General features: G+C 30.9%; 27 protein-coding genes. 6 read left to right on the top strand and 21 right to left on the bottom strand.

Features of this window, described 5'->3' with window-relative positions:
- Positions 1-11: 11 nt before the first annotated feature.
- Positions 12-473, bottom strand: coding sequence for a VOC family protein (locus ACTT9L_RS00210; protein WP_440927371.1), 462 nt, complete (start codon positions 471-473; stop codon positions 12-14).
- Between the two features lie 198 nt (positions 474-671).
- Here ACTT9L_RS00210 and ACTT9L_RS00205 point away from each other — a divergent pair, with 198 nt between their 5' ends.
- Together ACTT9L_RS00205 and ACTT9L_RS00200 are read left to right on the top strand one after the other, a co-directional pair.
- Positions 672-1067 (top strand): LexA family protein, encoded by a 396-nt coding sequence (locus ACTT9L_RS00205; RefSeq protein ID WP_440908209.1) that lies wholly within the window; start codon positions 672-674, stop codon positions 1065-1067.
- A complete protein-coding gene (locus tag ACTT9L_RS00200) occupies positions 1045-2322 on the top strand; it encodes a Y-family DNA polymerase (protein ID WP_440927370.1) in 1278 nt (425 codons plus the stop codon). Before ACTT9L_RS00205 ends, ACTT9L_RS00200 begins: the two co-directional genes overlap by 23 nt.
- A 9-nt stretch (positions 2323-2331) precedes the next feature.
- Here the strand turns inward: ACTT9L_RS00200 and ureG are convergent, their stop codons facing one another.
- From ureG to ACTT9L_RS00165, 7 genes are read right to left on the bottom strand one after another with little or no spacing between them, the layout of a single operon-like run.
- A complete protein-coding gene (gene ureG, locus ACTT9L_RS00195) occupies positions 2332-2943 on the bottom strand; it encodes an urease accessory protein UreG (protein WP_440926061.1) in 612 nt (203 codons plus the stop codon).
- Positions 2940-3620 carry an urease accessory protein UreF gene (locus tag ACTT9L_RS00190; protein WP_440927369.1) on the bottom strand — a complete coding sequence of 227 codons (681 nt, stop codon included), beginning with the start codon at positions 3618-3620 and terminating at the stop codon, positions 2940-2942. Before ACTT9L_RS00190 ends, ureG begins: the two co-directional genes overlap by 4 nt.
- Positions 3586-4029, bottom strand: coding sequence for an urease accessory protein UreE (locus ACTT9L_RS00185; RefSeq protein ID WP_440927368.1), 444 nt, complete (start codon positions 4027-4029; stop codon positions 3586-3588). Before ACTT9L_RS00185 ends, ACTT9L_RS00190 begins: the two co-directional genes overlap by 35 nt.
- A gap of 3 nt (positions 4030-4032) precedes the next feature.
- Positions 4033-5742, bottom strand: a complete 1710-nt coding sequence (ureC, locus tag ACTT9L_RS00180; protein WP_440928649.1) for an urease subunit alpha — start codon at positions 5740-5742, stop codon at positions 4033-4035.
- Positions 5739-6044 (bottom strand): urease subunit beta, encoded by a 306-nt coding sequence (locus tag ACTT9L_RS00175; protein WP_440927367.1) that lies wholly within the window; start codon positions 6042-6044, stop codon positions 5739-5741. The genes ureC and ACTT9L_RS00175 overlap by 4 nt, the downstream gene beginning before the upstream one ends.
- A 7-nt stretch (positions 6045-6051) precedes the next feature.
- Positions 6052-6354, bottom strand: a complete 303-nt coding sequence (locus ACTT9L_RS00170) for an urease subunit gamma (protein WP_440927366.1) — start codon at positions 6352-6354, stop codon at positions 6052-6054.
- Positions 6355-7164, bottom strand: coding sequence for an urease accessory protein UreD (locus ACTT9L_RS00165; protein WP_440927365.1), 810 nt, complete (start codon positions 7162-7164; stop codon positions 6355-6357).
- 86 nt (positions 7165-7250) lie between these two features.
- Here ACTT9L_RS00165 and ACTT9L_RS00160 point away from each other — a divergent pair, with 86 nt between their 5' ends.
- Positions 7251-7472, top strand: coding sequence for a hypothetical protein (locus ACTT9L_RS00160; protein WP_440927364.1), 222 nt, complete (start codon positions 7251-7253; stop codon positions 7470-7472).
- Here the strand turns inward: ACTT9L_RS00160 and ACTT9L_RS00155 are convergent.
- Genes ACTT9L_RS00155 through ACTT9L_RS00125 form a run of 7 tightly spaced genes read right to left on the bottom strand, consistent with a single transcriptional unit; the run spans position 7469 to position 15708 of the window.
- Positions 7469-8986 (bottom strand): FG-GAP repeat domain-containing protein, encoded by a 1518-nt coding sequence (locus tag ACTT9L_RS00155; RefSeq protein WP_440927363.1) that lies wholly within the window; start codon positions 8984-8986, stop codon positions 7469-7471. The two genes, ACTT9L_RS00160 and ACTT9L_RS00155, sit on opposite strands and share 4 nt — an antisense overlap.
- Complete coding sequence (locus ACTT9L_RS00150) at positions 8983-9852, bottom strand: heparin lyase I family protein (RefSeq protein ID WP_440927362.1); 870 nt, start codon at positions 9850-9852, stop codon at positions 8983-8985. The genes ACTT9L_RS00155 and ACTT9L_RS00150 overlap by 4 nt, the downstream gene beginning before the upstream one ends.
- Before the next feature lie 53 nt (positions 9853-9905).
- Positions 9906-10913, bottom strand: coding sequence for an endo-1,4-beta-xylanase (locus ACTT9L_RS00145; RefSeq protein ID WP_440927361.1), 1008 nt, complete (start codon positions 10911-10913; stop codon positions 9906-9908).
- Complete coding sequence (locus ACTT9L_RS00140) at positions 10913-12064, bottom strand: DUF1501 domain-containing protein (RefSeq protein ID WP_440927360.1); 1152 nt, start codon at positions 12062-12064, stop codon at positions 10913-10915. Before ACTT9L_RS00140 ends, ACTT9L_RS00145 begins: the two co-directional genes overlap by 1 nt.
- Entirely contained in the window at positions 12061-13497 is a 1437-nt protein-coding gene (locus tag ACTT9L_RS00135) for a DUF1800 family protein (protein ID WP_440927359.1), read from the bottom strand. Before ACTT9L_RS00135 ends, ACTT9L_RS00140 begins: the two co-directional genes overlap by 4 nt.
- A gap of 18 nt (positions 13498-13515) precedes the next feature.
- Positions 13516-14385 (bottom strand): glycosyltransferase, encoded by an 870-nt coding sequence (locus tag ACTT9L_RS00130; RefSeq protein WP_440927358.1) that lies wholly within the window; start codon positions 14383-14385, stop codon positions 13516-13518.
- Complete coding sequence (locus ACTT9L_RS00125) at positions 14386-15708, bottom strand: glycosyltransferase family 39 protein (RefSeq protein WP_440927357.1); 1323 nt, start codon at positions 15706-15708, stop codon at positions 14386-14388.
- 78 nt (positions 15709-15786) lie between these two features.
- On the opposite strand from ACTT9L_RS00125, the gene ACTT9L_RS00120 reads away from it, so the two are divergent.
- Positions 15787-16302: a TraR/DksA family transcriptional regulator gene (locus ACTT9L_RS00120; protein ID WP_440927356.1), complete on the top strand. Its 516-nt coding sequence runs from the start codon at positions 15787-15789 to the stop codon at positions 16300-16302.
- A gap of 214 nt (positions 16303-16516) precedes the next feature.
- Here ACTT9L_RS00120 and ACTT9L_RS00115 read toward each other — a convergent pair whose 3' ends face one another.
- The 5 genes from ACTT9L_RS00115 to ACTT9L_RS00095 all read right to left on the bottom strand — a co-directional run bounded on the left by ACTT9L_RS00115 (position 16517) and on the right by ACTT9L_RS00095 (position 20411).
- Positions 16517-17143 carry a glutathione S-transferase family protein gene (locus ACTT9L_RS00115; protein ID WP_440927355.1) on the bottom strand — a complete coding sequence of 209 codons (627 nt, stop codon included), beginning with the start codon at positions 17141-17143 and terminating at the stop codon, positions 16517-16519.
- On the bottom strand, positions 17140-18156 hold the full coding sequence (locus tag ACTT9L_RS00110; RefSeq protein WP_440927354.1) for an NAD(P)/FAD-dependent oxidoreductase: 1017 nt from the start codon (positions 18154-18156) through the stop codon (positions 17140-17142). Before ACTT9L_RS00110 ends, ACTT9L_RS00115 begins: the two co-directional genes overlap by 4 nt.
- Positions 18157-18477, bottom strand: a complete 321-nt coding sequence (locus ACTT9L_RS00105; protein ID WP_440927353.1) for a 2Fe-2S iron-sulfur cluster-binding protein — start codon at positions 18475-18477, stop codon at positions 18157-18159.
- 58 nt (positions 18478-18535) lie between these two features.
- On the bottom strand, positions 18536-19537 hold the full coding sequence (locus ACTT9L_RS00100; RefSeq protein ID WP_440927352.1) for a fatty acid desaturase: 1002 nt from the start codon (positions 19535-19537) through the stop codon (positions 18536-18538).
- Positions 19538-19637: 100 nt separating this feature from the next.
- Entirely contained in the window at positions 19638-20411 is a 774-nt protein-coding gene (locus ACTT9L_RS00095) for a bacteriorhodopsin-like (protein ID WP_440927351.1), read from the bottom strand.
- A 186-nt stretch (positions 20412-20597) separates the two neighbouring features.
- Here ACTT9L_RS00095 and ACTT9L_RS00090 point away from each other — a divergent pair, with 186 nt between their 5' ends.
- Together ACTT9L_RS00090 and ACTT9L_RS00085 are read left to right on the top strand one after the other, a co-directional pair.
- Entirely contained in the window at positions 20598-22523 is a 1926-nt protein-coding gene (locus ACTT9L_RS00090) for a propionyl-CoA synthetase (RefSeq protein ID WP_440928648.1), read from the top strand.
- Positions 22516-22848, top strand: a complete 333-nt coding sequence (locus tag ACTT9L_RS00085; protein WP_440927350.1) for a DMT family transporter — start codon at positions 22516-22518, stop codon at positions 22846-22848. Before ACTT9L_RS00090 ends, ACTT9L_RS00085 begins: the two co-directional genes overlap by 8 nt.
- Here the strand turns inward: ACTT9L_RS00085 and ACTT9L_RS00080 are convergent.
- The gene (locus tag ACTT9L_RS00080; protein WP_440927349.1) at positions 22841-24148 is read right to left on the bottom strand and encodes a dihydroorotase; all 1308 of its coding nucleotides are present in this window, start codon (positions 24146-24148) and stop codon (positions 22841-22843) included. The genes ACTT9L_RS00085 and ACTT9L_RS00080 overlap by 8 nt on opposite strands.
- Positions 24149-24163 lie beyond the last annotated feature (15 nt).

Genomic DNA, 24163 nt, shown 5'->3' with positions numbered 1-24163 from the left:
ATACCTTTAATTTATTTTAAATTACTTTTTGCTGCAATCTTATTTCCATCTAAATCACGGATATAAGCATAATAATTTCCATCTTTTCTTACACCTGGGCCTCCTTCATCAACTGCACCCTTAGAAATTGCAATTTCATAAAATTTTTCAACCGCTTCTTTAGAGTCTGCTAATAAAGTAATTTGTGTTCCATTGCCAAAAGTTGCTGGTTGACCATTTACTGGGTTTGTAATGTAAAAAATTACTTTTTCTGGTTCACCCAAATGAGAATAACCAATATATTTTTCAGTCTTTAAAGTTTTTTTTAATTTTAATGGTTCAAGTATAACATCATAAAACTCACTAGACTTTTCATAGTCATTAGACCCTACCATTACAAAATCTAAAATGTTCATAACTAGTTTAATCTTTTTTATTTTTATTTTTTTTAAAATTTTACTAATTTTGTCTACTCTTATCGCTATAGCTAGCACTATTCCCAACAAAGCTAATAATAACCAAGTTTCTAAATTTATATATTTAAACTATCTCTGGTTGAAGTTATCCACAAGCATACAAAATGTAGTTTGGATGTTCACCTTTTGATTCACTTTTGATTCAATTACGGACTCAAAATACAACCTCTTGAGTGCATTGTATAAATGGTCTATAAATTAGAACAAAACAAGAACATGAAACTAACAATCCCTTATTATCTGCATAAAGCAGGCGCTGGTTTTCCTTCTCCTGCTACTGATTACATTGAAGAAGATATTGATCTGAACATGCATTTAATAAAAAATGTTCCAGCAACTTTTATCATCAGAGTTCAAGGTAAATCCATGGTCGATGTTGGAATTAATGATGGTGACTTGTTAGTGGTTGATAAAAGTTTAAAACCAAAAAATTTTTCAACAGTGATTGCAAATGTTCATGATGAGCTTGTGGTTAAAACTTTGGTTCAAGAAAGAGATAAAAAATTTTTAACTTCTGGGTCTAAAGAGTTTTCTGACAGAATTTTAATTAACGAAGAGCAAGATATTTTTATTTGGGGAGTTGTTACTTATGTCATCCATTCAACATACTAAAAAAATAGCATTAATTGATTGTAATTCTTTTTATGTCTCATGTGAAAGATTATTTAATCCAAAAATAAGAAGAAAGCCTGTTGTAGTTTTATCCAATAATGATGGTTGTATTATTTCAAGATCAAATGAAGCAAAAGCTTTGGGAATTAAAATGGGGGAACCTTATTTTAAAGCAAAAGACATTATTCTTAAAAATAAAGTTGAAGTTTTCTCATCTAATTATTCTTTATATGGGGATTTATCGAGAAGAGTGATGCGAACTCTTAAAAGATTTAATTCAGAAATAGAAGTTTACTCTATTGATGAAGCTTTTTTAGATTTATCAAACTTTCCTGATGCTGAAGTAGAAAAAGTTGGAAAAGAAATTAGAGAAACAGTTCTACAATGGACAGGTATTCCAACAAGTATTGGAATAGCAAATACAAAAACTTTAAGTAAAGTTGCAAATCATATTGCTAAAAAAAAACAATCAGGAGTGACAAGTTTAATTGGTATTGAAAACTTAGATCCTATTTTAGAAAAAGTTGAAATTAATGATGTCTGGGGTGTTGGTAGACAATTAACTAAATTTTATCAAAAGCACGGAATTTATAACGCTAAGCAGTTAAAAAATAAATCTAATACCTGGATCAAAAAATCTTCAAATGTTCTAAGTTCAAGAACCGCTATGGAGCTTAGAGGAATTTCTTGTATTGGATTAGAGACGACTACAACTAAAAGAAAGAGCTGTGTTGTTTCAAGATCATTTGGAAAAAGAATTGAAACGTTTCAAGAGTTAAAAGAAGCAGTTGCTAATTATTGTTTAAATGCATCTGAAAAGATTAGATCAGAGTCTTTAGTCGCAAAAGCAATTACTGTATTTGTTAGAACTAGTCCTTTTCAAAGGAATTTTGGTTACTATTCAAATGCAAAGACTATTGATTTTCCAATTGCAACAAATAATAGTATTGAAACAGTTAAGACAGCAGTTTCAATACTTGAAAGTATTTTTAAAAATGGTTACCGTTATCAAAAAGCAGGTGTAATGCTAACGGGTTTATCTAATGCAAGTGACAAAACAAATTTATTTACTTCTGAAAAGGATGAAAAGATAAATAGCTTAATGCGATCAATTGATAATACTAATCATCGATACGGAAGATCTACCTTGAGTGTTGCAAGTGCTGGGGTTCATAAAAAATGGAATATGCGAAGACAGTATTCTTCTAAGATTGATACAGCTGATTTCTATTGTTTGCCAACAATTAGAGCATAATAAAAAACTCTATAGTCCACCTGATGAAAATAAGAATTTAGCAACATCTTCAACACCAATTTGCTTTTTCATCTGGCAAAAAACATAAGGTAAGCCATTTCGGGCCTTTTTTACGTCTTCTTTCATGGTTTCGAGATTAACTTCTACATGAGGAGCTAAATCTGTCTTGTTAATAATTAACAAGTCTGATTTTTGAATGGCAGGACCACCTTTTCTAGGTATATCTCCACCCATACCAACGTCAATAACATAAATAGATAGATCAACTAACTCAGGACTAAAAGTTGCTGCTAAATTATCTCCACCAGACTCAATTAAAATCAAATCAAGATCAGGAAATTTTTTTTTCATATTTTCTACAGCAAGCATATTAATTGAAGCATCTTCACGAATTGCTGTATGTGGACACCCTCCTGTTTCAACTCCTTTAATTCTCTCAAGAGGTAAAGCCTGAACTTTCATTAAAAATTCTGCATCTTCTTTTGTATAAATATCGTTTGATATTACAGCCATAGAAATTTTCTTTGATAAAAATTTACACAATTCAGCTGTTAAACTTGTCTTCCCTGCACCAACAGGTCCACCAATTCCAACTTTTAATGGTCCATTTATATTTTTCATGTCTTATAAATTCGTGTTTTCAGATTTTCATGCTTAATACTGTAGATATCACTATTAAAACAAATTCCACCTAAGTCTTCTAAATTTAAATTTTGACTTTCTTTTTCTATTTCTCTTATTAAGTCATAAGTTTTAATTATACAGTCCTGTCCAATTTTTTGTCCAATTGGTATATGTTTAATACAAACATTTATTAGGTTTGAAACAAAAGATTGCAAATAAGATACAATCGTTAAATTTAAGGGTATACCAAAATGTTTAGCTGCTTTAGCAACTGCAATTGGAAAAGCAGTATTTTCCTCAATTTTAAAATCCCAACTATCAGATAAAACTTTTCTAAATGCATTTCCCATTTCAATAGTCTCTATTTTTCTTTCCTTACTTGGACAAAGTGATAGAGCAAGTTCATTAAAGTCTTCTCCTTGATAGGAATATTTCATTAAAATTACATCATTTTTACCAGTTCCATGTTTTAAGATACATTTTAAATAATCCAAAATATCTTCTTTTGACTTAATTAAATTATCATTAATCATCGCCTCTAACCCATGAGAATATGAAAAGCTTCCAACAGGAAATGAGGGTGAAAACCAAGTTTGAAGAATTTGCAAAGACTCTTTCAAATCTTTTTTATTTTTTAATTTAGTGTTTATGGCTATGGGTTCTACCAATTCCATATGCTCCTCCCTCTGGTTTAAAAGGTCGTGAAACTTTCTTAACCTTTCCACCTAATTTTAATATCATTTTTCTTATTACTTCATCGTACTGAATAAAAATTTTATCTTTTTCAATTTGACATGGCATATGTCTATTTCCAATATGCCATATAAGTTGCATTAAATTTTTTCCTTTTATTTCTAACAAACTTTCTTTTTTGTTTTTGATTAAAATCAAATTTCCGCTTTGAAGTCTAAAAGCTTGATTTTCTGATAATGATTTTGTTTCTGGTAAATTGACTAAAAATTCAAAACCGTTATCTGAAACAAGTTTTTTTCTTCTTAAAAATCGCTCATCATAAGATAAAGATATGTGATCTTTTGCTTTATTTTTGGCAATTTTATTAACTATTAAAAAACAATTATCCATAAGCTAAAACATAAAATATCTTTGTGCCAAAGGGAGTTCTTTAGCTGGTTCACAAGTAATTATCTCACCATCAGCTTTTACCTCATATGTTTCAGGATTGACTTCAATCTTTGGACACTTGTTGTTTAAAATCATATCTTTTTTAGAAATGGCTCTTGTGTTTTCTACAGGTAATAAGTCTTTTCTTATACTTGCATCTTTTAATGAATTCTTTTCAAGAGCTAGTTTGCTTGTGAAAATTACTGAAGATTTCTCTAAAGAAGTTCCAAAAGACGAAAACATTGGTCTAGTGTATACAGGCTGTGGAGTTGGAATTGAAGCATTTGGGTCTCCCATTTGCGCACAAGCTATACTTCCACCTATTAATATCATCTCTGGTTTGGCACCAAAGAATGCTGGGTCCCATAAAACTAAATCTGCACGTTTATTTTTTTCAATACTACCAATATGTTTTGAAATCCCATGAGCAATTGCAGGATTAATTGTATATTTTGCTAAATACCTTTTAACCCTTAAATTATCATTATCCCCTTTTTCTTCTGGTAGGCTTCCTCTTTGAACTTTCATTTTATGTGCAGTTTGCCAAGTTCTAATGATAACTTCTCCAACTCTACCCATAGCCTGACTATCTGATGCAATAATTGAAAAGGCACCCATATCATGAAGAATATCTTCTGCTGCGATTGTTTCTCTTCTTATTCTACTTTCAGCAAATGCTACATCCTCTGGAATAGATTTATCAAGATGATGACAAACCATCAGCATATCCAAATGTTCTTCTATTGTATTGACTGTATATGGTCTAGTTGGATTTGTGGAAGAAGGAATAACATACTCTTCTCCACAAACTTTAATTATATCTGGTGCGTGTCCACCACCAGCACCTTCTGTATGAAAAGCATGTATAGTTCTTTTGTTTATTGCTTTGATAGTATTTTCGACAAACCCACTTTCATTTAAAGTGTCTGTGTGAATCATTACTTGTACATCGTTTTTGTCAGCAATATTTAAACAATTGTCAATTGCTCCAGGAGTGGTTCCCCAATCCTCATGTAATTTTAAAGCTGAAGCTCCTGCTAGAATTTGTTCTTCAAGACCTTCTGGTAATGAAGAATTACCTTTCCCAGCAAAAGCTAAATTCATAGAAAAACCATCAGCAGATTGTATCATTCTTTGTATGTGCCATGGTCCAGGTGTACACGTTGTTGCAAGTGTTCCATGAGCTGGTCCAGTACCTCCTCCAAGCATAGTTGTAATACCTGAGTGTAAAGCATCGTCAATTTGTTGAGGACATATATAATGAATATGACTGTCAAAACCTCCTGCGGTTAAAATTTTTCCTTCACCAGCAATTATCTCTGTTCCTGGACCAATAATAATATTTACTTTAGATTGAGTATCTGGATTACCAGCTTTACCAATTTCAAATATTTTTCCATCTTTTAAACCTATATCAGCTTTATAAATACCATTTACATCAACTATTAAAGCATTGGTAATAACTGTATCAGCAGCTCCTTTTTCTCTACTGATTTGAGATTGGCCCATCCCATCTCTTATTACTTTTCCACCACCAAATTTTACTTCCTCACCATAAGTGGTTAGATCTTTTTCAACCTCAATAAATAGTTCAGTATCTGCAAGCCTTACTTTATCTCCTGTTGTAGGCCCATACATATCTGCATAAGCTGCTCTAGAAATTTTAGCCATTATAAATCACCCATAACTTTCTTATTGAAACCATATATTTTTTTTAATCCATTTATTTCTATTAGCTCAACATCTTTAGATTGACCTGGCTCAAATCTTACAGCAGTTCCTGAAGGTATATTTAATCTCTTTCCATATGCTAATTTTCGATCAAAAACTAAATACTCATTTGTCTCAAAAAAATGATAGTGGCTTCCAACTTGCACAGGTCTATCTCCAGAATTAGAAATTTTAACTTTAGTAACTTTGGAGTTTTTATTTAGATCTATTTCCTCATTTTTTGTAATTACTTCACCTGGCTTCATAATATTATCATCTAATAGGTTTGTGCACTGTTACTAATTTAGTTCCATCAGGAAAAGTAGCTTCTACTTGAACTTCCTTAATCATATCTGGAATACCCTCCATACAATCCTTTTTTTTAACAACATGAGCTCCTGCCTCCATCAATTCTGCAACACTTTTGCCCTCTCTAGCTCCCTCTACTACAAAATCTGTTATTATAGCTATAGCTTCTGGATAATTTAATTTTATACCTTTTGATAATCTATTTTTAGCGACAATCGCTGCAAGGCTTATTAAAAGTTTATCTTTTTCTCTAGGAGTAAGTTTCATTTATATATTCCATACTTTTGGTATCTTTGAACCTTCAAAAAAATAAGACAAAATTTTATCAATTGCAAATTTAAGATTATAACTATCTTTAGATAAAAGTCTTACGATCAATTTATTATCCCAATGTGAATAATTTGAAGTTGTATTTTCATTGTTAGTTAAAGTTTCAGACAGATTATTAATGTTATTCAAAAACTTATTTCCTACAATAATAATTGTCGCAACTGCAGAATTATTATTTAATGTCGAAAAACTATTCAAATATTTTTTTTCAAATAAACCTGTATTTATTGCTTCGGTATGAATTAATTTATTATCAACATTAATATTCCAAAAATCTGAAAAATATCCCTTTTCAAACTCCTCCTTCATAGAAGTTCGTCCAAAAATAACATTTTCACAAAGAAGTAAATTCGAGTCTTTTGATAAATTGAAATTAATTTTTCTTTTTAGATTACAATTATTAAATAAAATTAGTTCTTTAGGTAACCAAAATAGACTAGAATTGTTTGTTAAATTTAAGTTTATATTTAAGTTGGCTGGATTACCAAAACCACTATAAATTTTTTCTGCTGCCTGAGTTGATATACAAAGTTTCGAACTATCAATTTCAAATTTGTAATCATATTCATCTCCATTAGTAATTCCACCGGCAGTGTTGATAAGCATTAATTGTTTTAAATTTTCATGAAAATCTGGCATCAAAGCTTTTGAAGATCCTTGTTGGTAAAGTTTTTGTAAATTTTGATCTTTAATTTTTATTTCTAATCTGCCCCTAGATTTTTCAAGTTTTTTTTGACTTATATTCATGGCTTTATCCTAACACAAAATAACCTTTTTATAATTTGCCAATTTTTACAGCTTGAATTATTTGCCTTTTTAAATAAAAAGAGAGGATGCAAAACCAAGAAATAGTCAAAATAATTGAAAACCTTAAAGGGCGAAGAAATTATGAGGAAAAAAGAGCCTCTAAATTGGGATTTGCTTCTCTTTATGATTACTTTGAAGATAAGATTTTAAAGAAACAAAAAGCTCTTGAGGAAGAACAAAAAGAATTAGAAGCTGCAAAAACTGATGATCAACCAAAAGCTGCTAAAAAAAGCTGCGGTTGTTGCTAATATCTTTCAATCCCCAAATAAGCAAACTTTGAGTCTGTAGAAGGTATTGTAATAAATAATCTATAATAATTATTATTGTTTTTAAAAAAACTAGAAGCTCGTTCACAACCATATAAGCCAAAATTTTCTTGATTAAATGATTTAGATGCTTGTTCAAAAGATTTATTGTCTTGATTAAAATACATTGCACTTACTTGTTTTTTGCAATCTATCCAAGGATTAAACCAATCCTCTTTAAATCCATAAATATCATCTGTTCCATCTTTATTTATATCTGCAGTCTCAATTCTAAATGAACCATTGAGAGAAACTGGCATTACTTGATATTTTTCAAATGACTGATCATTATTGTTTTTAAAAACATATAAAAACTCTTCAGTCTTACAATCTTTTCCACGATCAAATGGTTTTGAATTATCTTTTCGCTTACAAACTACATCTTTAGCAACTCCAATACTATCGAAATTACCATCTTTGTTGAAATCAATAGCAGTAGAAATCCAAGCTCGATCAGCCATTTTAAAAACTTTTTTATCTGATCCTTCTACCCAATAACCAGGTTTATCGTTTATATCTCCTGTCCATATAAGGAAGTTTGCTTTATCAGTTGGTTTTTCTTTAAATTGATAGCTATCAAGTTTTTCAAATTTTAATTTGTTTTTTTTACTAGTTACTTTAGACCAACAAAAAGTTGTGTTTCCCAAACCTGGGCAACTTCCAAAAATAATTGCTCCTTTTTTTGATGGAAGAATATGATTAAATCCAATATCTATAAAATTATTTGCTTTTTTAGCTTTTCGACATTTATTGGTTTTCATATCACAAACTTCAATAGCACCAGGTTTTTGGTCACCATAAAAGTAGTCAATAATTTCGTAATATCCATCTTGATTAAAATCAAAATACATTAAATCATGAGAAAAATGAGGTGATCCAAAACTTTTTAATTCATTTGAATTTAAATCAAAAATATAATTAACATCTTTCCAGCTGCTATTTCTGTTTCTCCCATCTTCACGATTACCTAGATAAACTATTTCTTTATTTCCATCACTATCAATATCCAAAACATTCATTCTTCTAGCGGTTAAAGGTAATGTTAAATGATTAGATTTTAATTCTAAATTATCTGTTTTAAATAAATTATCTAAATTTTCTAAACTTATACTTACAAGATGCGAAAATGGTTGTTTGTCAGATTGTTTTCCCCACTCAACTACATTATTCCAAGTGTGAGCAATAATTTTATTTCCATCTTTATTATCAATATATTTTAATAATTGAGGAGAATTCCAGGTATTAATTGAATGTTCATGTGATTTAACTTCATAATGATTTTCCAGCTTCTGAATAATTAAACAACTATTTTCAGATTTAGATCTTATGAATTCTGATTTTATTTGCTCACATTTAAAAGGCTTAAATGTAATATTTTCATTGATAATTTTTTCATCAGAGTAAGCATTAAAACTAAACAACAATAGTCCAAAAAAAGTTAATAAAATTTTTATCATTTTTGACTTTCAATTTCTTTGCAAGAATATCCTAGCTCTTTAAGTTTAAGTTTTTTGCATGACTTTGCATGTCGTATTTCATCATAATAAGCTATTTGAGTTGGATCTGGCCCAGGTGTTCTAGACATATATGATCTATATATACCAAAATGAAATTCTATTCTTTCACCCTTTTCTTGCGTTCTGCCTTTGTGGTGAAAAGTAAGTTTACCATTAATCCAAATTTTAAAAAAACCGTCTTTTTTGTGTGTCCATTTTGCATTAACTAAAATATCATGCCATTTTCCATACATTTCTGACTCGTCTATTAATTTTAATTGCTCGTTGTATCCAAGAATATAACTATCACGATCAATCCAATAACCTCCTCCATTAAAGTGAGATTGATTTTCGAAAGCAAAAGCGGGGGGATTATCAGCATCATTATGAAATTGAGCTAACATTGTTTTAGCAGGATAAATTACTTTATAATCTTCTGGTAGATATAATGACCAAGCTGTCCATGTAGTTTTTTTATTAACGCAACATATTTTCAGCTCAACTCTTTCTCTGTCATTTCTGGAATCCCAACCCCATCCATTACCATCTCTAACTTCAAATCTTAATGACTGATTTCCAAATCTAACAGGATGATTGTCAGATTTAGTAACAATTTTGACTATATGCTCTCTTTTTGATTTATCTGATTTAAGTATTGCTTTATTGTCAATACGCCATTCGTTCCATTTATCAAATTCTTTAACTTTTTTAAAACCTTGGGCTATATCTTTATTTTTTTTGATTTCTTTAAGGACTTCTTCTACACTTGCAAAACTACTTCCACCTAACAACAAGCCAAGAAACAGAATCGATAGAAGTTTTTTCATAGTCCTTAATTAGCAAATCCTGTTCAAAGTGTCTAATGACTACTCTATATTATTTAAAACTCTAAAGTTTTTGAAGAACCGTCGCTATAAGTGAACTCTACTTTTTTTTCTGAAATACTTTTTATTGATGTAAAACCATCATATTCAGCAATAAATTCATTTAATTTTTTTCTGCCCTTTTTACTCATTTTTCTTCCTGGAGCATTTACACCAACATCAATGATTAGTTCAGCTCCATTTAAAAATGCATTGACCCAAGCTTTCACTGGAGGACCACAGGTCATTGCCTCTGTTAACCAGATAGGTTTATCAACATCTGTACTTTTTAACAAGTCAGCAAATTCATCAACCCAAAGCTGTTTATCACATTGACCATCTGGACCACTTATATGATGAATATTTGCAATATCGAAATGATCTTTAATTTTTGGTAAAACAACTTTCCAATACTTTTTACTTTCTGGAAACATTCCGGCTGCTCCAGCCATAACAATTACTGCATCTGGTTGTTTTTCTTTAATCACTTTTGATGAGAAATTAAAGATTTCAACAAAATCTTCCTTACTTCCTTTAAAGAACATTTTAAACTCTGGCTCATTCATTACATCCCAATATTTAATAGGTTTGGTTAATCCAGGCATATCATTTAAACCATCACCGTCATAACGATCCACTAATTTTACAAGAAAATTTCTATATTCATCCATTGAACAAGGCTTACTTAAATATTTTGTAAAACGTTTTCCAAAAGGACTTTTAGCTTTTTTTCTTTTGCAAGATTTTTGTTCCCAATTTGCATGAGGCCAGATAGTTGCTAAAATTGTTTGATTATGCTCTTGAGCGTAAACAACATATTTATCTGCTTCTTCCCAGTTGAACTTTCCTTTTTCTTTTTCAATATGATTCCAAATAAAAGGTCCCGGATGTGGTCTAACCCACTGGCCGTCTTTACCTCGCATTTTTTCATCTCGTATTTCAGTCAATTCACCAAATCTCGATTGAGAATTTGCGAAATTAGTTAAAAATAAAAAAGTTAGAAAAATAATTAATAATTTTTTCATCAAGCCTTAAAAAGCTTATCTGATAAGTTTGGTAAATTTTCACCCCAAAAAACTTCTTTAGTGATTTTCTTAAAATCTACATCAAAAACTGTAGACATTGCAGAAGCATAAATTGCTCTTGAGTCTATTGTAGAATTTAAATCTCTTCCTTCAAATAATTCTTTTTTCTTTAATCCTGGCCAATCCGTATGAACTTGTGCTTTTTTAACTAGTCCTCCTGCCATTAGAATTGCTGAGCCATAACCATGCTCTGTCCCGTTACTACTGTTCTGCTTAATTGTTCTTCCAAACTCTGTTAGCGTTAAAACTAAAGTATTATTAAATGCCTCTTCGGACATAGAAGATTTTAAAGATCTAACAATATTATCATAATCGCTTAAACAATCCGCATGAGCGCCATCAGTTGCTCCTTGTGCAGCATGCGTATCGAAACCATCAACTTCAAATACTGCAACTTTAGGTCCATCAGGTTTTGATAACTCTGTACCAGCACTTGAGGCTAAAATCCAAGCATCATCTCTTGATCTATTGTTAAAATCTCTTGTTAAAATTATTTCCAAATTGTCACTTAATAATTTTTCATCATGCTCTTTGTATGCTTGTTTTATTAATTCTAAAGTTGCAGGATATGGCAAGCTACGACCTACAGGAAAATAATTATTATTCATTGGAACACCTCTGATTAATAAAGGCATAGGGAGAGCTAAAGCTAACCCTTGCCCTGTTAACCCAGCTGTCTTCATTCCTCTTCCAAGCCAACCTGTTTTTTCTTGGTATGGTATTTTACCACCTGACTCCATTAAATTTTGACCGTCAAAATGTGATCTACCAGTGTAAGGGATATTTGTTGCATGAACTGCAGCACTTAAATTTTGATCCCAAAGACTTTTAAATGTTTTTAATGCTGGATGTAAATCAAAATCTGTCGTTAATTTTAAAGTTTTATCAAGATTGATTTTACTTCTCAATTTCTCGAAATTTTTGTCACCTTTAACTGGAATAGCACATAGACCATCCATTCCACCACGTAACATAATTATTACTAAATTCTTTTTTGTTTTAGAATTTGCATAACTATGAGCACTGAAACCAGCAAAATACAACGAGGTTAAAGCTGTGGTTTTTAAAAAATCTCTTCTTGATATCTTCATGCTTTTAAAAACTCCGGGTGGTTAAAAAGTAGAGTATGTTTTTCAACAGATCTATTTTTTTGATTTAAGTATTTCATTATTTTACTTGGGTTGTCAAAATTATTTTCAACCATTTTCACATAATATTCTGAATTTTTATTATTTTCCATTTTAGCAAAATTATAACTTGCTTTTGCATACACCAGTCTTCTAATTAATAATTCAGGAGAAATCCAATCAGCGGAATGGTCTGACCAACCATTTGGTTGTTTTGCTCTGTAAGGATGGTGGCCAATATTTTGTAATAACCACTCAGGTTCTCGTTGAGAGTCAAACGGTCTTTGACCAAGTTCATATTTATCCATTAGATCTGGTGAAGGTGGCCAATTTAAATCTGCAACTTTTGCAACCTGGATTAGCCAATTTTCAGGTGTCTGAAATTTTTTATATTTATCATTGTACTCAAAGGCAACTTTAATAGCTGCTTTATGAATTTCGGGAATAAATCCATCAGATTTTTTGAAGGCATCAATAATTGGTTGCTTCATCTCTTGTGTGGGTTCGTCTGTGATCAAAAATTTACAAAGTCTTTCTGCAACAAAGTCTCTACAATTAGGATGATTTACTAAATCTTTAACAACAACAGCTAATGCTTTTTTACCCTTTTTATATTCTTTTCCTAATACATTTTTTTTACCTCTTTGATGATACTCAGAGTTAAACCAAACATTACCTGTTTCCAGATTTTTTTTACTCCATCTATGTTGCCAGCCGGTCATAATATATGCTAGTTGAATTACATCTTCTTGAGAATAGCCAGCCTTTGGGGATACTGTATGAAGTTCTAAAAGTTCTCTTGCATGATTTTCATTAATTGTTGCTGGTTCTTTTTTTCTAATTCTCCATTCTTCACCAGCAGTAACACTTTTTGGCCCTGCGCTCTCACTATTATCTAAATGATGGATCATCGCCCATGAAGTTGTTACATCATAAACCATTTTTTCAAATGATTGATTTAGATTTGGTCTAATAATTTCTCTTTGATACGCACCAGTTGAATAATTTGCTAAAAAATCTTTTTCACTGATAGCAAAAAAATTTCCCCAAAACATCCATAGTTTTGCTAAAACTGGACTGCTACTATTAATTCCTTCATTGTGTCTGATCGAAATTTCCAAAGACTCCCAAAACTTTTGTCCTGTTTTGTGTCTCAGTATATCTTTATGTGTTTTGTATAGTGTTTTGTTATCTTTATACTTTTTTCTTAATACTTTTCTGTCACCATAAACCCAATCTCTATAATATTTTCTTAATTCTTTTTCGGAATATATTTTACCTTTCCAAGATAATTCTGGTACATCATTTACTTGATCAAGAGCCCACTTCAAAGGATCGGAAGGAGATTGCTCATTAGGTCCAATACCAAAAGCAACTTTTCTAAAAAAGTTTTTCATAGTGTTATGATATGAAAATTATTTAATTTTATCAATATCGTGGATGTTTGTTAAAGAATTATTAAATTCTTCAATATTTTCTCTCAAAGCTAAACTAGAAATTGAATAAATCATCATTAATAATAAAACTAATGGTAGTGAGGTAATTACTGAGGCGTAGCTTTTGATAAGCAATATATAAAATATAATAAACAAAGCTGATCGAATTAAAACAGTTTTTCTAAAAACACTAATTATTGAAAGTGAGTGTTTTAATAAATTAAAAAAACTCATTTGAGACGGACCAAAATACCTTTTGCCTCTTGTGGATGGAATAGAAATTAAATCTTTTTCTATTTTTTTTAATGAACCAGAAAAACTATTCCAGGTAGCTTTTTCATCTATTAACTTTTTTACAGTTGATTTTGATAAACAAGTAAAATTACCAAATTTAATTGATCGCCCTGTAAATGCAAAAGTCAAAAATTTATGAAACTGATAAAATGATTTAAAAATTATACCTTCAGATCTTTTTACTCTTTCACCAATAATTGACTTTCCCCCTGATTGCTCTGAAACTTGAACGAAACTTTTAATTTCTTCAGGTCTATCTTCTCCGTCACCATCCATTGGAATTACAAAATCAAAATCTTTCTTTTCAAATATATACTTTAAACCAGAAGCAATACATCTTGCATGGCCCCTATTTTCTTTCATATTTATTATTTCTATAGAGCTAATGTTTTCTGTATTTGAGTACTTATCAATTATCTGTTGTGATGACGCATCATTAATAACCACTAATGAAATATCATGATTTAAATTATTTATTTCATTATTAATATTTTCAATCAAAAATTTTAATGACTCTCTATCATTATAAATTGGAATTAATATTACATATTTCATCTATCTTGATCCTACACAAACATTATCAAGGCACATGTAATCTTTCAATTGATCGAGTTTTTCTCTTGCAACAAAACCATCCCAAACTGGCCTGGATTTTAAATGATAAGATAAATTTCCAGCACTCCACTCATCACCTAAAACTACATTAATTTTTGAATTAAATTGTTGATCCCACGCATATTGTGTTTTAATTGCAATTTCCTTACCTGGATAATCGGTTCTCTTATTATCTTTTGAAATTGAAACATAAGCATAAAGCACTGGCGACAAAAAAAAGAAGAAAATAAATCCAATCAAAAATGGTTTTAATTTATTAAGATTAATTTGAGCTTTAAACAAATAAACAGTTAATGTGCCAAAAAATAAATAAAAGGGTGTCATCCACATGGTTCTTATTTTTGAACCTGTAATTAATGATGTTAAAAACATTAAAACAATTGGCAAAATATTAATTGCCAACAAAAATATTAATTTTTTATCTTTAGACTTTAAATTTAATTTAATTTTTTTAAACAATAACCAGGATAATATTAAAAAAGGAATTAATATCCCTACTTGTTTTAACAAAAAGAAAATTGGAAATTTAATATGATCTATAAAGCTAGATTGTTCTAAGCCAGCTCTAGCTAATCCATAAGTAATAGTAATAAACTCATTGTTATTTAGCCAAATTAAATGTGGAACTAGAACCACTAAGAAAACTTCAAGTGTAATGAGATATTTAAAATCAAATTTTCTATCCTTTTTGAAAAATATTAAATAAATAAACAAAAGATCAATTGAAACCAAAAGATAAATAAATAAATATTTTGATAAGAAACCAAATGCAGCAAATAGACCAACCAAAAAGCAATCTAAAAATTTTATTTCTTTGCCGCTATATATTTTCCAAGAATAATAAACTGTTAAAGACCAAAAAGGTAATTGACATACATTTACATTAAATTCTGGTGTGGTAAAATTATAAAAATAAATTGTTTCAATTAGTAATACAGAAATTAAAGCTAATACCTTGTTATTAAATATTTCATTTGAAAATTTAAAAATATAATAAAAAGAAACAATTACAAATATTTGACTTAATAAATAATATACCCAATCTTGTGATCCAAAAATTTTGTAAAAAACTTCTGGAAAAAAAGCACTCATAGGAGGATGTTTGTTAAAACCCCAATCTAAGTTACTTCCCCAAGCTAAAGCCTCGATTGTATCAAGTGGTAAATTATGGTTTGTAATTGATGGAATCAAAGTCCAAAAAATTAGATGACCTGTCACAAAAATATAAAAAACATTATCGATATTTTTGTTATTAATGGTCATTTATAAATATTTATATCAATTAAGCTTGCTTGACACCCCTAATTTGCTGAATATACTGCGATCGATCAAAATTAAGCTATGCCAAAGACTGCTAAAGCAAAGAAAAAAGTATCAAAACCAAAAACTAAAGTTGCAAGTAAAGCAAAGCCAATTGCAGCTAAAGTTGTCTCCAAGGGACCTGTAAAAATTTCAAAAACTTATGTTCCAAAAGACACTGAAAAATATATGTGTGAAAAACATAAAGTATTTTTCAGAATGAGACTAACTGAATGGAAAAAAGAATTAATTAAAACGAATAACGAAGCTTTATATAATGGCGGTATGGATGACAATAATATATCTGCAGATATTGTTGATCAAGCAAACTCCTACATTGATAGCAATGTAGAAATGAAAGCAATCAATAGACAAATTAAGTTGATATCTGAAATAGATAAAGCTTTAAGAAGAATTAGAGAAGATACATATGGTTATTGTCTGGATACAGCAGAGCCAATTGGATTAAAAAGATTAATGGCAAGACCTGTTGCCAAATACACTATTGCAGCACAAGAAAAGCATGAAAAAGAAGAAAAAGTTCATGCAGATGACTAAAAATGAAAAAGAAATCATCTAAGAAAAATTCAATTTCATTTCTTTTTGCTAAGAAATATATTTATTTTTACTATCCTTTCTTTTGGATTGTGCTGTTGCTATATTTGTTTTTAAAATGAATAAAAAATTAGTTTTAATAATTATAATTATTGTTGCTATTGAATTTTCAGGTTATGGAATTCTTAGTACTATCTTCAGATTATTTGGATAAACTTTATAGTTTTGGGATTTCGGCCTCTTTATCCATAAATCTATAGCCTTTTACAACAGCTTCTCTTTCAGCTATTTCTAAATACCATCTTGACAAGTTTTTATAATTTTTTAAGCCAATATCATGCCATTCATGTCTTGCCATCCATGGCCAGGTTGCAATATCAGCAATTGTATAATTAGTGCCAGCAAGAAATTTAGATTCTTTTAACCTTGCATCCAATTCTCCATAAAGTCTTTTAGTAATTTTAAAATATCTTTCCTCACCAAACTCACTTTTACCTGGATTGAAGTGATGAAACTGATGATGTTGACCAATCATAGGACCTACTGTACCCATTTGAGCCATTAACCATTGATTAATAACCAGTCTATCTTTTTCATTGTAAAGTTTTCCACTTTTAACCGCCAAGTACATTAATATAGCACCTGACTCGAAAATACTCTTGCTGCTATCATGATCTATGATCACAGGAATTTTTCCAAAAGGGCTTAGCTTTATAAATTCTGGTTTGAATTGTTCATCTTTACTAATATCAACTTTGGTTACTTTGTATTCATACCCAATTTCTTCAAGCATGATGCTTATTTTCCATCCATTAGGAGTATTAGCAGAAAAAAGTTCTATCATTTTTTTATTCCAAGTCTTTCTTGTGCAGCTTTGGAAGTTGTTGTGAATTCAAATCTTAATTTCTCATCTGGTTTTGCATATTTAAAACAACCTCTTGCGGCTAATGCACCTTCATGAAAGCCTGAAAGAATTAATTTTAATTTTCCTGGATAAGAACAAATATCACCTACAGCAAATATTCCATTAATATTTGTTTCAAAGTTTTCAGTATTTACCTGAACTGTTTTCTTATCAATATTTAATCCCCAATCTAAAATAGGACCAAGTTGCATAATTAAACCGAAAAAACCTAATACGTAATCAGATTTAATTTCTTTAATTTCTCCTTCATCATGTTTTATTTTTACTTTCTCAATATTTTCGTCTCCTAAAACTGAGTCCATTTGAAACTTTGTATATAAATTTAATTTTCCTTTTTCTTTAAGCTCTTTTACTTTTTGAACACTTGCTTCTGCTCCACTAAAACCATCTCTTCTATGAATTAAATTTACTTTGGAGTTGTTTGATAATTCAATAGCCCAGTCCAAAGCTGAATCTCCTCCTCCAAATATTGAAATAGTTTTGTCTTTAAATATTGATTTATCTTTAATTGAATAAAATAAAGAATTGCCCTCAAATTTTTTACACTCCTTCACTGAAAACTTCCTTGGCTCAAAAGAACCAACACCACCAGCAATAACAATTGCTGCAACATCAAATTCTATTCCAGCAGAGGTTTTAACATGCCATCTGTTTTTATTTTTTTTTAATTCTTCTACTCTTTCATTTAAATGAAATTTAATATTGAAAGGTTTAATTTGCTTTAAAAGATTATTAGTTAACTCTTCACCTGTACACTCAGGGATTGCTGGAATATCATAAATAGGTTTATCTGGATAAAGTTCGATACATTGTCCTCCTGCTTTATCAAGATTATCTACTATTTCACAACTCAACCCTATAATTCCTAGTTGATGAGCACAAAATAAACCTGTTGGTCCTGCTCCAATAATTAATACATCTGTTTTATTCATTTAGCCTTGCTTTGAGGGAATATTTACTTCCAATCCATCCAACTCATCAGAAACAATTAACTGACAACTCAACCTGCTATTATTTTTTGGCTCAAAAGCCATATCAAGCATATCTTCTTCACCATCTTCTTTTGCTGGAAGCTTATCTAACCATTCTTCTTTGACATAAACATGGCAAGTAGCACAAGCCATTCCTCCCCCGCAATCTGCATCAATTCCTGGAATATCATTTTGAATTGCACCTTCCATTACAGTTAGTCCCTTTTGTACATCAATTGTATGAGTTTTATTATCGTGTGTGTGGTAAGTAATTTTCGCCATGCGTTATATATAGGTTCTTATCTAAATTGAACAAGTAAGTAAACAAACCTGGTCAGTTTTACGCGTTTTCTGGTTCAGGAACTTCCTTTTTAAAAAAGTAGCTAGAGTCCTCTTTTTGTTTCATCAAAGCTGGTAAAATTTCTTTATAAGCTTCGATTAAACCATTATTTGTTCTTGGTAATTGATCTTTTATATGATGATGAAGTTTATCTAAGTTGTAAGATGGTACCGTTGGAAACATATGATGTGTCACATGGTATTCCATTTTCCAATATAAAAAGCTTAATACAGGATTTAAATACATTTCTCTTGTTGTGTACCTGTGATCTTTAATATTTCTTGCCAAACCTGCATGTTGAGTAAAAGAGACAAGTTTGTGTAAAGTTCTTCCATAATATTTTGGTAATAAAAAAAATAATACTGGTAACCAAGATAATGTAATTAAAGACCACAAAATAATTGCAATCCAAATTGCAACGAAAATTCTAGAGTTTAAAATAACTTTTGGTTGTGCATTTTCAGGAATACAATCTTGCATTACTTTTGTTTTTATACCCAATGCGTGTTGAATAATTTCGTAAGCTATACTTTTTTTAAAATAAACAAGTTCCATAAAAGGAATTAAATTCATCAACAAATTTTTTGGAGTTTCTTTTAAATTATTTCCATATTCAATTTCATGATCATATGGATCTTCTGTTGAATATGTATTTCCATGGTGAACAAAGTGTGTGTATCTCCACCTGACTGGTTCAAAATTTGAGAGGTATGAAGAAATATAATAAAAAAATTCGTTTAAAGATTTTGATTGAAACGCAGTTTTGTGACCAGTCTCATGCCATAATGGATTTGAAAAACCATAAATGTTTCCATAAACCAAAAACCAAAATACCGACCACCATGTACCCCAGGTTTGATACGCAAATATTCCGGTAATTAATAATAATCCAAAAAAAACTGAAACATGTTGAAGCCCTTTGATATCAGATTTTTTTGAAAGTTCTTTAAGAACTTCTATATCAACTTGGCATCGATGCCATTTTTCTAATTTTACGTCCATAAAAAAAATTATGTATAGTTATTATACATAGTCTTACAAAAGGTAAAAAAAAAGGGCAAGTACTAAATTGTACCTGCCCTTAGTTTAAATTTTAGCTAAATTACTTAGCTCTTTTTCCTGCAGAACTAGTTGCAGCAGCCCAAATTACTAGACCAAATGCAATTTTGTTAATGAAGTCAGCTAAGTTATAAACGACGTTAAGTGAGTTAGCGTCTACTCCACCAGTTAAGTAACCGAATACATAACCTAATGGGTAAATTGCCCAACCTACTGTAACGATCATTCTCATTGCACCAAAAGCAGTTACAAGAGCTTTGTTACCACTTTTCGCTGCAGCTTTACCAGCTTCACCTGAGAATACTTCATAAAGAATGTATACCCAACCTGCCATTCCGATGATGAAACCTAGTGTAGCATTAATGTATCCTGCTTCACCTAAGTATCCACCGATTAGCATCACTAATGAACCAATTAACAATCTCCAGAACATTCCAGAGTTTGCTTTGTTAATAGCTGCTAGAATTAAATAGAATTCTACCATCTGTAATGGCACAGTGATTAACCAGTCAATGTATCTGTATACTGTTGGCGAGTCACCAGTAGCCACCCATACTTCTCTCATGTACATGTAGTGTATGAATGCAATACCAGTCACTAGACCAGCAACTATTACTGACGTTCTCCAACCAGTTGCGACGTTGCCTACTTCCATGAAAAAGAAAGCAGTAGCTGCTAACATCCCCATAGAGATAACCCAGAATGAAATTCCTACGAAGTCATCTTGCATCAACATCGTTGCGTCTGCTGCAATAGCTATACCTGAAAAACCGATCAAGCCCATAGCTGCTAAAGCAAACAGTTTAAGTTTTTTCATAAAAAACTCCCTCTTCGTTAGTTTTTATTTTAGTTTATATAAACTAGACTTAAGTTTCCCTAAGCCAATTTCGTGGTTAAATAGCAAATAAAAATAGTTTTATGAAGACTTAATTGTCACTAATAAGCATTGATTTTACTTAATTTTTAAAATTAAATACAATTTACAAGTTAAAAACCAAAAAAAATAAGGAATTCGAATCAAATTTTTATGTCATCTAAGTTTAGTCAAATTTACGAAAATTCTATAAAAAATCCTGAAAAGTTTTGGCAAGAAGCATCTGAAGATATCTTTTGGTTTAAAAAACCAACAAAAATTTTAAATAAATCTAACCCACCTTTCTTTAAATGGTTCGAAGATGGGGTCACAAACACTTGTTACAATGCTTTAGATGTTCATATTGACCAAGGTAGAGGTCAAAAAACAGCTTTAATCTACGATAGTCCCATTACAGGAAAGAAAAGTCAGTTCACTTATGAAGAATTAAGGTCAAAGGTCTCTAAGTTTGCTGGGGCATTAAAAGCTCAAGGAGCTGATAAAGGCGACAGGGTTATCATTTACATGCCAATGATCCCTGAAGCAGTGGTTGCGATGCTTGCTTGTGCAAGAATTGGGGCAATTCACTCTGTTGTATTTGGAGGATTTGCCTCAAATGAACTCGCAAGCAGAATTGATGATAGTAATGCAAAAATATTAGTAACTGCATCCTGTGGTTTTGAGCCAGGAAGGACGGTAGAGTACAAACCTCTTGTCGATGAAGCAATAAAAATAGCCAATCATAAAATTGAAAAGATGATTTTGTTTCAGAGGGCTGGTCATGAAGTAAAACTAAAAGCGCCTAATGAGGTCAGTTGGGAAGAAGTTGTATCTAATGCTAAAGATGCTGACTGTGTAGAGATGAATTCAAATGAGTTTGCTTATATTTTGTATACATCAGGAACAACTGGAACCCCTAAAGGGATAGTAAGAGACATCGGAGGTCATATTGTTGCTCTTAAATGGACTATGAAAAATATCTACAACATAAACACGGATGATATTTGGTGGTCTGCAAGTGATATTGGTTGGATTGTGGGACACTCTTATATTGTATATGCTCCTTTGTTTAAAGGATGCACCACTGTTCTGTTTGAAGGTAAGCCAGTTGGGACTCCAGATGCAGGAGCCTTTTGGAAAATAATCTCAGATTACAAAGTAAAATCTCTTTTTACAGCTCCAACAGCTTTTAGAGCTATCAAAAAAGAGGATCCTGAAGGTAAATTTTTCTCAAAATTTGATTTGAGTAGTTTTGAAAGCTTATTCCTTGCTGGAGAAAGAGCTGATCCAGATACTATAAAGTGGGCTGAGAATTTACTTAAAGTTCCGGTGATTGATCATTGGTGGCAAACAGAGACTAGCTGGGCAATTAGCTCTAATTGTACTGGAATTGAAATGATGGAAACAAAATATGGTTCAGCCTGTAAAGCTGTCCCTGGATATGATGTTAAAATCATTAAACCAGATCAGTCTTTGGCTAAACCAAATGAAATGGGAGACATCGTTGTGAAACTCCCGTTGCCTCCAGGAACATTTCCAACATTATGGAATGCAGATCAAAGATATAAAGAAAACTACATGTCTAATTATAAAGGATATTATCAAACATATGATGCGGGTCACATCGATGATGATGGGTATATTTGGATTATGTCTAGAACTGATGACATTATTAATGTAGCAGGTCATAGATTGTCTACTGGTGCTATTGAAGAAGTATTGTCAGAACATCAATCGGTTGCTGAATGTGCGGTACTTGGGATAGCAGATAAGTTAAAAGGTCAATTGCCTATTGGATTAGTGGTTTTGAAATCAGGTGTTGACAAAGAAAATGAAACTATATCTGAAGAATGTGTGCAAATGGTAAGAGATAAGATTGGACCAGTTGCTGCATTTAAAGTTGTGATTGTTATAAAAAGATTGCCAAAAACTAGATCAGGAAAAATTTTAAGAGGAACTATAAGAAAAATTGCAGATGGTGTTGATTATAAAGTACCACCTACTATTGACGATCCTGCGATTCTAACAGAAATCATGGAAGATTTAGTTAATCACAAAATCTTAAATAATGGTTAAAACTTATATTTTTTTAATCGCTGCAATATTTTGTGAGGTTGCTGGAACAATGCTGCTTCCTATGTCTCAAAACTTTACAAAACTAATTCCAACAGTTGCTTTATCTATATTTTATCTCACAGCATTTTATTTGTTAACTTTTGTGGTGAATAAACTTCCTATAGCAATTGTATATGCAACATGGAGTGGTTTAGGAATTTTTACTATCGCAATCCTTGGATACATATTTTTTAAACAATCTTTAGCCTGGCAAGCAATATTAGGATTGTTCTTAATTGTTATTGGAGTGATACTTGTAAACAGTTTTACAGGTAAGCTTAGCTAAACTGTAATGGTGTTCCATCAGGATCACCTAAAATTTTTCCATCATGCATTTTAATTTTTCCTGCAATAATGGTGTGGGTAGGTGTTCCCTTAAATTTAAATCCATTAAATGGTGACCACTTACATTTGCTTTCAATGTTTTCATTTTTAATCTCAATAGTTTTATTCATATCGACGATTGTAAAATCAGCATCATAACCTTCTTTAATAAACCCCTTATTTTTAATTCCAAAAATCTTTACTGGATTTTCACAAACAAAGTTCATCAATTGGTTGAGAGATAATTTTCCATCGTTTATATGATTTAGCATTACAGGCATTAAAGTTTGAACTCCTGGCATACCCGAAGGAGTATTTGGATATACTTTATCTTTATTTTCTTTTAAATGCGGAGCATGATCTGAACCAATTGTATCATTAAAGTTATTCCTCACCCCATACCATAATCTATCGTAATGAGATTTATCTCTTAAGGGTGGGTTCATCTGAGCATAAGTTCCAAGCTTGTCATAACAATCTGGAGCATAAAGAGTTAAATGCTGAGGAGTAATCTCAAATGTGATGTTTCCTTTATGTTGAGATAGAAAATCAATTTCTTCTTTTGTTGTTATATGAAGTACATGAGCTTTTTTATTATACTTTTCTGCAATTCTTACAATTCTTCTAGTAGACGCTATTGCACATTCTGCGCTTCTCCATACTGGATGGGTATGAACATCACCCTCTTTTATTAATTTCTTATTTACTTTTAAAATTGCCTCGTCTTCAGAATGAACCGCTACTACTTTTGAAGCATTTTTAAAAACCTCATCTATATCGTCTTCTTCAGCAACCAACAAATTACCAGTTGAAGATCCTGCAAAAAGTTTAATACCACAACAACCTTCTAAACCCTCTAAACTTGCTAAATCATCTGCATTATCTGCTGTTGCCCCAAAATAAAAAGCATAATTGGAATACATTCTATTTTTAGCGAGATCTAGTTTTCTTTGAAACTCTTTCATATTTGAAGTTGGCGGATTAGTATTGGGCATTTCAAATACACTTGTGATACCTCCTGATATTGCTGCTCTACTGCCTGAGTGAAGGTCCTCAGTATCCGTTGATCCTGGTTCTCTAAAATGTGTTTGGGTATCTATGCAACCTGGTAATACCGTATGGCCTTCTGCATTAATTGTCTCTTTTGCATCTTCTGAAATTTGTCCAATCTGTTGAATTTTTCCATCTTTTATAGCAACATCAACATCTTTTAATTCACGATCAATGTAACATTGTCCGTTTTTAATTATAAGATCTAACATTTTGAGGAATTGTTA

The sequence above is a fragment of the Candidatus Pelagibacter sp. genome (genome assembly GCF_052049675.1).
In the GTDB taxonomy this organism is placed as follows: Bacteria; Pseudomonadota; Alphaproteobacteria; order Pelagibacterales; family Pelagibacteraceae; genus Pelagibacter.
This window is presented reverse-complemented; position numbering and strand designations above follow the sequence as displayed.